Annotated in this window: 11 protein-coding genes; all 11 read right to left on the bottom strand. The window is 37.3% G+C overall.

Annotated elements, in window-relative coordinates; all coding sequences use genetic code 11:
* Positions 1-10 precede the first annotated feature (10 nt).
* On the bottom strand, positions 11-853 hold the full coding sequence (locus tag IGJ18_RS02925; protein ID WP_010720015.1) for a hypothetical protein: 843 nt from the start codon (positions 851-853) through the stop codon (positions 11-13).
* Positions 854-857: 4 nt separating this feature from the next.
* Positions 858-1,061 carry a hypothetical protein gene (locus tag IGJ18_RS02920; protein ID WP_010720016.1) on the bottom strand — a complete coding sequence of 68 codons (204 nt, stop codon included), beginning with the start codon at positions 1,059-1,061 and terminating at the stop codon, positions 858-860.
* A 1-nt stretch (position 1,062) separates the two neighbouring features.
* The gene (locus IGJ18_RS02915) at positions 1,063-2,760 is read right to left on the bottom strand and encodes an immunoglobulin-like domain-containing protein (RefSeq protein ID WP_438842863.1); all 1,698 of its coding nucleotides are present in this window, start codon (positions 2,758-2,760) and stop codon (positions 1,063-1,065) included.
* 82 nt (positions 2,761-2,842) lie between these two features.
* Entirely contained in the window at positions 2,843-5,869 is a 3,027-nt protein-coding gene (locus tag IGJ18_RS02910) for a SpaA isopeptide-forming pilin-related protein (protein WP_438842862.1), read from the bottom strand.
* A gap of 96 nt (positions 5,870-5,965) precedes the next feature.
* Entirely contained in the window at positions 5,966-6,166 is a 201-nt protein-coding gene (locus IGJ18_RS02905; protein ID WP_010720019.1) for a hypothetical protein, read from the bottom strand.
* Positions 6,167-6,505: 339 nt separating this feature from the next.
* The gene (locus IGJ18_RS02900) at positions 6,506-6,766 is read right to left on the bottom strand and encodes a hypothetical protein (RefSeq protein ID WP_010738415.1); all 261 of its coding nucleotides are present in this window, start codon (positions 6,764-6,766) and stop codon (positions 6,506-6,508) included.
* Positions 6,767-6,889: 123 nt separating this feature from the next.
* On the bottom strand, positions 6,890-7,771 hold the full coding sequence (rbsU, locus tag IGJ18_RS02895; RefSeq protein ID WP_010720021.1) for a ribose/proton symporter RbsU: 882 nt from the start codon (positions 7,769-7,771) through the stop codon (positions 6,890-6,892).
* A 23-nt stretch (positions 7,772-7,794) separates the two neighbouring features.
* Positions 7,795-8,190 (bottom strand): D-ribose pyranase, encoded by a 396-nt coding sequence (rbsD, locus tag IGJ18_RS02890; protein WP_010720022.1) that lies wholly within the window; start codon positions 8,188-8,190, stop codon positions 7,795-7,797.
* Between the two features lie 17 nt (positions 8,191-8,207).
* Positions 8,208-9,116, bottom strand: a complete 909-nt coding sequence (gene rbsK / locus IGJ18_RS02885; protein WP_010720023.1) for a ribokinase — start codon at positions 9,114-9,116, stop codon at positions 8,208-8,210.
* 321 nt (positions 9,117-9,437) lie between these two features.
* Entirely contained in the window at positions 9,438-10,397 is a 960-nt protein-coding gene (gene manA / locus IGJ18_RS02880) for a mannose-6-phosphate isomerase, class I (RefSeq protein WP_010720024.1), read from the bottom strand.
* A 38-nt stretch (positions 10,398-10,435) separates the two neighbouring features.
* Positions 10,436-11,461, bottom strand: a complete 1,026-nt coding sequence (locus IGJ18_RS02875; protein WP_010720025.1) for a serine hydrolase domain-containing protein — start codon at positions 11,459-11,461, stop codon at positions 10,436-10,438.
* Between the last annotated feature and the right edge of the window lie 397 nt (positions 11,462-11,858).

Below are 11,858 nucleotides of genomic sequence, written 5' to 3'. Positions count from 1 at the left end.
AAATGATTCTCTAGGCAGTTGCAAGAATGATTTTTGCCCATTTATTGGTATAAAATAAACTAGCACATAATGTTAGACAATTCCCTGATATCCCACTGATCACTGCAATCATTCCCTGTTTTTCATCAATTGAAAACACAGAATGTACGAGCAGTGGATAAAAACTTAATATAATAAATAAGAGGATCCCTTGCAGGGAGGAAGCACAAACTAATTTCAAAAAATTTTTACCAATCGAACTAACTTCTTCATTAAGAAACGTCACAAGAGGTAATGGAGAAATGCTAAAATACAAATAAATTTCAAAAAAACGCATGAAAATAACCAGTTTTGTTAGCACACTTGTTAGTACGGATAAAATCAACGGGATCAACAAAATAATTAACAACGTAAGTTTTTCAAAAAAGCCCCAATGGTAGATTCCCTCAATCAATGAAAGAACATCAACAGCCTTACTTCCACCTTCTCGAATCCCAATTTGACTGATACCATTACTGATTGTTGTACTAATTTCAACGATCATATGGATAAATATTGTTAAATGGCGCATGATCAACAGGCTTACTCCTAATTTAAGAAAGAGCGGGAGGAACAACTCCATGCCACCAAAACCGGAATAATTTCCATAAATCTTTTGTGCCATTTGTTGAAACTCCAGCAATAGTAAAAAGCCTAGTACAGAATAAGCAATTGGTTTGATTACTCCATTCATAATTAACTCACTGTATTGATAGATATCAGGTAGATAGGTTTCTAGATTTTGTAGTAGCATATTTTTAGGGTCGTTTGAAAAATTTAATTGATCAGCAATTGTTTGTAGTAAAAATTTGATTGCACCGTCCAGCTTAGCCACTTCCTTAGATTGAAATTGTTGCTACCCAAGCGCCAGCTGCAACGATAACAGCCCCACCAACGATCTGAAAAAGAGCATTTTGCATTCCGGGACCATTATGTTCTTTGATAGCCGCACCGAGTTGAATAATCCCCCATACAGTGAGCAGACTGCCAGAAGCAAGTACTCCTTTTGAAAACAACGACATCGCTTGCTCAAAATAGTCCATATTATTCTTTCTCCTTTTCTATCGCTTGTTGATTCATAATGGTTACTTGGTAACTAGCATGTACCCGCTCAAAAGAATCACTGATACTCAAACTGACAGTGTAAGTTCCTGGTTTGTTGACATCGACGTTTTCAGTCACTTCGACATCTGTTAAAGATAATGTTTCTTCTTTGTCGTAAACCTCAATTCCTGCTAGCGGATCAAATGCCTCTCCAATAGCTAGCACCTTATCGGCTATGCCTATAAATCGTGGTGGTTCATTGATGACCGTGATTTTCCCATAACCACTGGTTGTTTTGCCATTTGTATCAGTGACTTTAAGAGGAAGCAAATATTTTCTTAATTTAGATGTATCGATCCGATTCCATGCTGCTTCATCTATTTCAATATTTAATCGTTCTAACGGATCTTCTCGATCTGAAACAACCAGTTGTGCAAGATAATCTTCTTTCTTCAAAGCAGAGAAAACGTTGACTTGAAGATCCGCCTGGATGATTTTAGGGGCTTCATTCGTTACTTGTACGAGAAGTCGTCTCTCCTCTGCATATTTTCCATATCGATCTTGCACATTGCCAATCCTAAAGAAATATTTTCCTTCTTTATTGGAATCAAAATTAGTTTCTAAGATATTGGTTTTAGTTAATGAGATATCTCCGTCTTCCCTATCCCAAGCTTTCACATAGTCGAAAATATTCAACTCTTGATTTATCTGATGGTCAATCCATTCGGGTATATGGATTACCGGTGCATCATTTTCAATTTTGATAAACGCTTTCGTTTTCGCTTGAGCCCCATGTCGATCATTGACAGAATAAAGCACCTCATAGCTTCCTTCTTTGTTGATATCTAGATTTGTTTCGACTTCAATCTTTGCGGTTAGATCCCCATCTTCTTGGTCCATTGCGGATACTCCTGCTAACAAATCAACTGGTACACCGATCTGCTGGTACATTGTCGTCTGCTTCAAGTTGATTTTCGGTAAGCTATTAACAAAAAAGTAGATGGTGGCATCTGTAAACATTCCTGCCGAGTCGGTGACACGGATCGTAAATTTTTGCTCGCCTAGCTTCGACGTGTCAATAAAATTATGTTTGACTGTGGGAAAAGCGTCGTTACCCGTGAGAATCTCAAAATAGTCTGCTGGTTCAAATTTACTATATTGCTCAATGACCATGTAAGTGGATGCTAGTGAAATTTGTGGTTTCTGCCAAGTCGTTTGGTCACTCTCACGATTCTTTTCTTTTTCAATAGAAACTGGAGGGGCCTCATAGACTGGGGCTTGTTTACTATCCGCTCTTTCTTTTGAAGTTTCTAAAGTTGTGACTTCTGTTTTCTTTTTTTCTTTAGCAAAGGCAACGACTAATTGCGCTACCTCATGCTCTAGTTGTTGAAGTGGCAATTCCGTTCCCTCAGTTTTAGAACTAAAATAGTCAAATTGTTCCATGACTGCGATTGCCGGATCATGATCCTCTTCAAGAAAATAATGAGTGGGTATTTCTTCTTTTTCTATGTTTTTTGTATCAATGATATTTGCTACTTGTTTTTGTTTACTTGCTACTGTTTTTTCCTGATTGTGACTTAGGTAGATGCTAGTAATTCCTGTGATACTTCCACTGATAAAAAGGAACAAAAGTCCATATTTTATCCTGCCTAGATTCTTTTTCGATAACTGATCTACAACGATTGAACGTTTCACCATTCTTTAGACCATCCTTTCTTTTATCTTCTAAACACTTTGATCATACTTTTAGTAAAAATAAGCGAAATCAATTTTTTCACAACTATACATGTTTCTGCTTTTTTTGAAGATAGAGATAACTGCTAACGATAATAATCAAGCTCAATCCAAGAAGAACCTTCTCCAGCGAACGTCGTTCATTCGTTTTTGGCAATATGCTTTGCTTTAATAATAATTTTTCTTTTTTTAATGTAATTGTCTGATCTTTGTTCCTTAAATCATCCTCACGTCCTACTTCATTTTTTTGCTCTTCTTCATAATATAGGACGTGGGTCGCTGTTAATTGATCGCCATCTTTGAGGATATTTGCCTTCAACTCAAGAAATACTTCAAATGTATCTTCTTTGTTCTTTGGAGTGTAAGTTGATGTTGCTTCACTGACCACTTCTCCTGTTTTCGTATTCTTATATCGCGTAAAAACAGTATAAGTGTGTCCGATTTCGATTGCCTCGCCTTTGATCCACACCACATCTTTCAACTGATTGTCTACTGTTGGATCAAGTGTTTTTTCGCCAGCAATATCGGTAAATAAAGAGGTCAACTCTAATGCTTCCCGTTCATTGTAGGCTTCAAGAACAAGTAGCTCGCCGTCCTTTTCAACCGTGACAGAAAAATCCATTGGTTCTTCTAATGGCAAATAGCCTGCCAAAGGTGCCACCTCAACAAATTTATAGTTACCATAAGGTAGCGCCTCTACATTGATTTTCCCTTCTTTATCAGTCAAATATTTTTCAATTAAGGTTTCAGTCAACTCTCCATTTTCATCCGCTGCTATGTTGTATAAATGAAATGGGACATTTTCTAATGGTTGTTCATTCAACCGATCTCGTTTGATCAATTGGATATTTTGACGAGCTAATCGGTTCGGAATTTCTAAACGAATCAAGGCATCCGCATTCTCTTCTGTGACACTAAAAATGAGTGGTTCTTCTAGTGGTACATATCCTTCTGGTGCTTTGATCTCATGGAGTTCATAGCGATCCACACCCCAAGGCAAACTTTCTGTGGTAATGATTTCGCCTTTGTCATTGGTTTCAAAAATCTCGGTCTGTTCCGTGTCATTGGGTCGTATCATCGAAACAAATTCGCCTTCTCCTTCATTTGCCCAAGTATCAAAAATTTTGAACTGAGCGCCTGCGTAAGGTATGTTCTCGCCTGTTTCTTCATCCACTTTGACAATATGCAATAGAGATTCAATCACTTCATCTTCCAATAAAAAGAAATGGGTATAGCCGTCTTCCGTGATTGTCACTTCAAATGGTTCGATCAATAAATAGCCATCCACACCTTGGGTTTCTTCAATGGTATAAGTGTCATAAGGTAGATTCTCAAATTTGAAATATCCGTGCTTACCAGTAACTTGGACATATTCTTGTCCAGTGGTGTGGGAAGTAGCTGTCAGTTCAACCCCTTCTAAAGGTGGCTTTATCCCCTGTTGCTCTTTTTTCAGTCTGGCAATTACTTCAAAAATGGTTTGAGGAATCAAGGGGCGTGAACCAAACTTATAGCCTTCTACATTTCCTTTGATGACTCGATCGGTCACCGTTTTACTGTGAAGCGCTACAGTTTCTTTTTGTCCAGCATACGTGAGGTTAACGGTATGTTTTGTAGTATCTAAAGTGTAACCTTCTGGTGGTTCGATTTCTTGGAGATAATAGGTTCCTAACTTTAATCCTTTCACCTCTGCTTGTGCTATGCCATTGACATCTTGCATCGTTAGTTTGCTAACAGAAGTCCCATTCTTATCAGTTAACTCATAAACAGCTCCTACCAATTGAGAAGCCCCTTGTGGTTTACTGCCTGTTTCTTCATCTTCTTTGATCACTTTGAGATTCGCTAGTTGCTCTTTATTATCTAAACTGATCGTGGTGGTCTCATTGGCTTTGATGGTTACTGTCTGAGGTGTGGCATTGAGGACATAGCCATTCGGTGCTTTGATTTCCTGGATCGTTACTTTGGTGTCAACTAACAAATCATTCCAGGTAGCATAGCCATCAGAACCTGTAGTGATTTCTTTGGTTTTTCCATCAGACGTAGTAAAACGAAAAACGGCACCTACCAGTGGTTGCTTGGTCGTTTCATCTACTTTGCGTACACGGGCATTGCCGTTTTTTAAAACAGTTATGGTTAAAGAAATTTTTCTATGTTCATTTAATCTGCCAACCATCATATTTTGGGTATATGGGTGTTGATAAATTAGCGGAACACCTTGAAAAGTAGAGGCAATATCATAGTCAAATTCAACTCGACTAGTCGCTTCTGCATTTTTGTTGGCAAGAATCGTTAATTGATTTCCTTTTTTAGAAATACTTAGTCCTTGTGAGACGAAAGATGGTAATGACTGATAATTACTAAAGGCATGGGTCGTGTCAGTTAAGGTGATACTTTCTCCAACTTTTAAGTTTATCGTTTGTTTGTCAAAAGAAGGTGATGTATAGAAATAATTGACATTTTTCATGACAGCAGATTTAAAGGTTTGATAGTCCGTCATCGAAAATACCCCTGAAATACTCAACGGTGTAATCCCTTGTTGTTCCCATGCCAAAATTTGAGTCATCAATTCTTTTTTCAACGTGTGGCCCGAAACCATCAGCCCGTAATACTTAATCAAAGAAATTTTTTTCATCTGTTCAGTGTTTCGCTCAGCGACTGTATAGCCAGAGTTATTTCCAAGATTAAGTGCAGCACCTGGTTCTATGCACAAGGCAATTTCATTGTTGATCCGTTTACCGTACCAGCCATATTCACGTACACCGTTCGATAAGCGAATATCAATATTGGAGATATGAGCATTGGGGTCAACATAAATCGTTTGATTGTTTCGTTGGTGGGTTTGAGTTTCTCCTAAAGCAGCATGAATCGAGTGAGTGATGTAATTCGAAGGAGTTGTCGTATATAATTTGCCGTCTTCAGTTTGAATCAACTGATTCTCTTGAAGAAAACTTATTTTACGATCGTCTTGATCTGTATTTTCTAAATTTCCTGCTAAAACAACAAGTGGTCGGCAAAACGAAACGGATAATAAATGAATGATCAAAAATATGCGTACAACTAACTGGTATTTTTTCATCGAAATTCTCCTGTTTTTTGATAATAAACCTGCTTATCTACAAAAGTTCTCTCATAAACATAGAATTACTACTGACACTAAAAATCAAAATATTCGCTACTGAATCAAGCGAATCACATATTCATTTTTAGTGCGGTCATACCTTAAAACGCCACTTTTTTGTATCTGATTGATCAATTTTGCTTTGTCTCCATTTGTCCATCCATCTTGATGAACAAGCTGTTCATATTCACGCAAAGTAATCTGTTTTCTTTTACTACTACGCATAAAAGTTAATAATCGCTGGAGTTCTGTCATCAAGTTGTCACTCCTTAAAAATTTTAAGGCCACACCATTTTTAGGATAAATGGAAACCTGACTTTTTTAGGAAAAAGCCAACCCATATCCTCACGGTCCTCGGAAAAAACATTACGTAAGAAATTTTTCTTCAAACCATTAATCACAGTTATCGGTTCCGTCCTCCGTAAGAGATTCTAGTCATACTTTTGCTGTTAGCATGCCAACACTAACAGGACTGTCATTTAGTTGAGCATCGATAAAGATTGACAGCAAATCATCTTTATCAGTTAGATTGCTAACCAGTAATGATGCTCACATATAATGTTTTCAACGAACAAATATGTTTTTTTGCAACGACTAAACTTGCCAAGCTTTTACTTTCATTGGTCGTTCCACGTACTGTAAGTTTTGTTTTGTGTTCCTTCGTTTAGCAAAAATAAGACCGCCAGAAGAAACGGCTGTTTTTATTTGTGGATAAATCTTGTAGTCAGGTAATTCTTTTTTTGTCTCTTGATTGATAAACTGTCCATTCCCTAAATTAGCCCACGTAGAACCATCAAATAATCGAATCGTTAGTGCTTTACTTCGAATTGCTTTTTTTGAACAGATTCGTAACACGTAAATCCCTCCTCACTCTATAATTACGATTTATTTGCGATTCTTCCAAAAAAAATAAAAGACATTGATCAACTTAAGTCAATCAATGTCTTTCAGTTCAGCTTATTTTGTTTTGGGGAAGAGTTAGATCATTACAGTGATCGTAGCAGCAGCTAAAATCAAGACTAGTCCAATAACTGTAACAGTCATTTCTTTCTTGGTTTTCTTTTGTCCTAGGAACCAAATACCAGTCAGTGTCGCTAATACTACGGATGTTTGAGAAAGAATAAACCCTGTTGCTAACCCATTCATATCTGGTTGAGCTGAAATTAAATAAGTTAAAGCAGCGAAGGCAAAGAAAAATCCTGAAAAAATATGTTTATAAGAGACAACTTCGACAAACGCTGATTTTTCTTTAAAACTTAAAACAGCTGAATAAACAACAGCAACGATTACCATACCAATTGCTTGAGGTAAAAAGGCATGCATTCCATCAATTGAAGTTGCTTGAGGAGCTGCGGAATAAGCCCAGTAGCCGATTTCACCTACTGCTAACAAAAGGACCGCTTTTTTCAATAAGTTACTGCCTTCTGTATTTTTCTTTTCAGTCCAAACAGTCATCCAAGCACCTAAAATAATCAAAACTAAAGCAAAGGCACCCAAGACTTTCGCAGTAGCGCCTGGCCAATTTCCTAAAGCAAACACGCCCCACAATGAAGCCCCTAATAATTGAAAAGCAGTAGTAATAGGCATTGCACGAGAAGAACCAATCAAGGTAAAGGATTGGAATGTAATGATTTGGGCGATTGCCCAACCAACACCAGATAAGATTGAAAAAGTCAGGTCAGATCCTGTTGGTAACTCCATTCCTTTATATAAAGCAAAAACAATTGCAAAAATCAATGTTCCTAATGTTGAACCTAAAATTTGATTGACCGGACGTCCCCCGATCTTAGATGCGATCGTAGGATATAACCCCCAACCAAGTAGTGGGCCTAAGCCAATTAAAAGCGCGGTAGTATTCATGGCAGACTATTCCTCCTTCTTTTTTAAAAAACGACGCCGCTTTCTAAAATAATATTAGCATAAGGTGTCATTTCCCCTGTGCGAATAAACGCATGACACTGATTCAAATCAGCTTTCATTTTACTATGAGGGATAAAAGTAATAGGTGTTTCAGGTAGCCGTTGTTGAATTTCCGATAATACTTTAGGGTTTTCTGACTTGATTTCTTCAGCTAAATAAATACGTTGAACTTCTAACTCTTCAAGCACATTGTTCAAGACTTCCATAAAGCTTGGAATACCATTATCTACAGCCAAATCGATTTTTTCAGTTGTCATCGGCACGGGCATACCTGCATCACCGATACTTAATGTGTCAAAATGTCCCATTTGTGCGATTACACGAGAGATATCTGAATTGATTACTTTTGATTTTTTCATAATAAAAACGTCCTTTCTTAATTCAATTCTTGTTTATATGGAATAGAAGGTTGTGCGCCAAAACGTTGAACAGTCAAAGAAGAAGCTTTATTTCCATAGGTAATTGCTTCCTCTAAATTACTAAAATCAGTTGCTAACATGCTACTCATCGCACCAATGAATGTATCACCTGCAGCTGTCGTATCGACTGCATTCACTTTAAACGCTGGCACGATCCCATTTTTGCTGTTTTTAATCGAGTAAAATGCGCCTTTACTTCCGATCGTGATAATTACAACTTCGATTCCTAATTGATGTAAGTGAGCTGCAGCCTGTTTTAAGCTTTCTTCGTCCGTAATCGAAATCCCTGTTAAAATTTCTGTTTCTGTTTCATTAGGAATAATCATATCTGTTACTTTCAATAACTCTTCAGGCACATTTTCTAATGCTGGGGCAGGATTCAAAATTGTTTTTACTCCAACCTCTTTTGCTAGGTTAAAAGCTTCAATCGTACTTTCTATAGCGCTTTCAAACTGTGCAATGATAAAATCACTTTTTTCGATGATCGCTTTGTTTTGTCTAACTTGTTCTGGTGTAAACGCATTGTTCGCTCCGGCATGGATCATAATACTATTTTCCCCAGCATCATCAACGATGATGTAAGCTTGACCAGTCGCTTGGTTTTCAAGAGTTGCTACACCTTGTAAATTGATTTCTTCTTGTTCTAAAAGCTCAGCCATTGTTTTGCCAGCTTCATCGGTACCAATCGCTCCAATAAAATGAGTAGTAGCTTCTGAACGTCTTGCAGCAACTGCTTGGTTTGCTCCTTTTCCTCCGCCAGCTGAAAATGTTTCTTTCGTATGGATCGTTTCTCCTGGTTTAGGCATGTGTTTAACTCGGATGGTCCGATCTAAATTAATGCTACCGATAACTGTTACAGTGTTCATTCCTTCATCACTCCATATTACGTATTAATTGAATCAAACGCCATTCATCAATAATTAAAACGTTTTAACTCTACACCGAAAATATACCACAGATTGAAAGCTATTTCAAGAACCTATTTTTCCTAATTTTTTATTAGCAATCAGCAGCTTCATTTTTACCAGCATTCTAAAACAAAAAAGCTGAACACTTGTGCTGACTTGCTTCAGTTAGATCTTGGTCTAACTTAAGACATTCACAACACAAGGCTCAGTTTTTTTATTTCACAACACCAATCAGAAAAAATAACCATCTGCAAAGTTAACTAATAAATCACTGATTCTTTATTTCGATGCTTTACCTGGTTCAGAGGCAATGATTGATAACTCTCCTTGAACCGTCCATTCTGTCACGTCATTTGGTAAAATAAAACTTGCCCCTTTAGTTAATGGGTAAATTTTTTCATTAACAACTAACTCTCCTGCTCCATCGATTACTGTCGCTAATGTATAAGGTGCTTGTTTTTTAAATGATGTAATTCCTTTGATATCCCATTCATAAACATTAAAAAACTCGGTCTCTAAATACGTAACGATCGAAGAATTCCCTTTACGTACTTCTTTCATTTGAATCTGTGGCGTAATAGCTGGAACAGTTGTCACATCAATTGATTGTTGGATATGCAATTCACGCGTATTGCCATTGGCATCTTTACGGTCATAATCATATACACGATAAGTCGTGTCCGAGCTTTGTTGCGTTTCTAAAATCATGATCCCTTTACCAATTGCATGGATCGTTCCACTAGGGACATAGAAAAAGTCGCCTTTTTTAACTGGGACTTTTTTCAATAAGTCATCCCAACGACCCTCTTGGATCATCTCAGCAAGTTCTTCTCTTGTTTTTGCATGATGGCCATAAATGATTTCTGCTCCAGGTTCAGCATCAATGATATACCAACATTCTGTTTTTCCTAACTCACCTTCGTGCTTCATTCCATAAGCATCATCTGGATGGACTTGTACTGATAATTCATCTTCTGCATCTAAGATTTTAATTAATAATGGAAAGACAGGCTCAGTTGGGTTGCCAAACAATTCCTTGTGGTTTTGCCATAACTCGTCTAATTTTTGTCCTTGGTATTCACCGTTTTCAACGACACTTACACCATGTGGATGTGCGCTGATCGCCCAATCTTCACCGATTTTATCATTAGGTATATCAAATCCAAATACTGATCTTAAACGGCTGCCTCCCCAAATCTTTTCTTGAAAAACTGGTTTTAAAAACATAGGTTCTTGCATAGTTCAAACTCCTCTCAATGTTCATAGTTATTATAGCATCATTTTTTTAATAACGCTTTCTCTTTCAAAAATTTTTCAACAATTTCATCACGACAACGAATGTAAGCTTCACGATGATCCGTTGGATGGATACGGTTTGATAAGAAAATAAATGCTTCTTGTTCAATAATGTCAATTAGTAAGAACGTGCCCGTATAACCAGTATGAAAAAGAATTGGTTGCTGTTGTTCTAATCCTTTTTTTAAATCCCATCCTAAGGAACGATTGCCTTTTTTCGTTGGCGTATGATCTTGTAAAAGTGAGCGAATCGTTTGTTCTTCTAAAAAACGCCCATTTTCAGCTTTCCCTAAATTCAAATACATTTTTACAAAGGTAATACTGTCCTCTAAATCAAGAAACAACCCAGCATTTCCTGCATGCTCAGCGAGTACTCTCGCTTTAGGATCATGTGTAACTCCCCGCAAAACCTCACCTGAAGCGAGTTGTTGTGTGGGAACAATTCTTTTAGAAGGATAAGGTAAAAACGTACTGTGCATCATCCCTAAAGGCGCTAATACTTGTTCTTCAAATAATTCTGTGGCTGGCTCTTGGAAAATCTCTTCAAGCATCAATCCTAATAAAATCGTGCCTGCATCTGTATATTTCACTAATTTCCCTAACTGATCACCAGGTTGAAGCTTTAAATAGGCTTCGATCAGCTGTTCTTGAGAGAGTTGATCTCGATTAGGAATCCAAGTTTCAATATTTGATGTATGAGTCAGTAAATGTCGTATCGTGATTGTTTCATTTTCAAAAGCCGGTAAATAATGGTGTAACGGTTTGTCTAAGTCGATTTTACCATCTTCCCACAAGCGTAACACTAGACTGGTGGTAGCGATCACTTTTGTTAAAGAAGCCACATCAAATAATAGATCTGCTGTCATTGGTTGGGTTTCAGGTACGATCTGTGCATGACCTGCTGAAAAAGTTTCAACATGCTTATGCTTAATAAACGCACCAACAACACCAGGATAATAACCTTCTTCAAGTTTATTTAAAATCAACTGTTTCGTTTCTGGGTACATTTTATTCTCCTTCTCTGTCGAAGAAATCAATTTTTGTTCATCATGCTAAGTCAAATCATATAGCTTTCTCTAAGAGGATGCAAGTAGATAAAGGTCGTGAAAGAAGCGATTAGCTCCGAACGAATAAGAGAGGATTTTTTAAAATAGCTTCTCATATTTTAGAAAATCATCGCTTATTGCTGAGGAGTTGCTTCTTGAACGCCGTGGGTAAGGTCGTGAAAACATCGGGTAGCTCCGATGACAATAAAAAAGAATTTTTTGAAACAGCTCCTCATGTTTTGAAAAATTCAGGCTTATTTCAAGGAGCTGATGTTTGAACGCCGTGGATAAAGGTTGTGAAAAGAGCGTTTTGCCCTGAGTAATAAGGAGGAAAATCTCGAAACAGCTCCTCATGTTT

Origin of the sequence: Enterococcus sp. AZ078, from assembly GCF_051714985.1 — a bacterium.
GTDB lineage: Bacteria > Bacillota > Bacilli > Lactobacillales > Enterococcaceae > Enterococcus_B > Enterococcus_B hirae.
The sequence above is the reverse complement of the archived record's forward strand: the minus strand, read 5'-3'. Positions and strand labels throughout refer to the sequence as shown.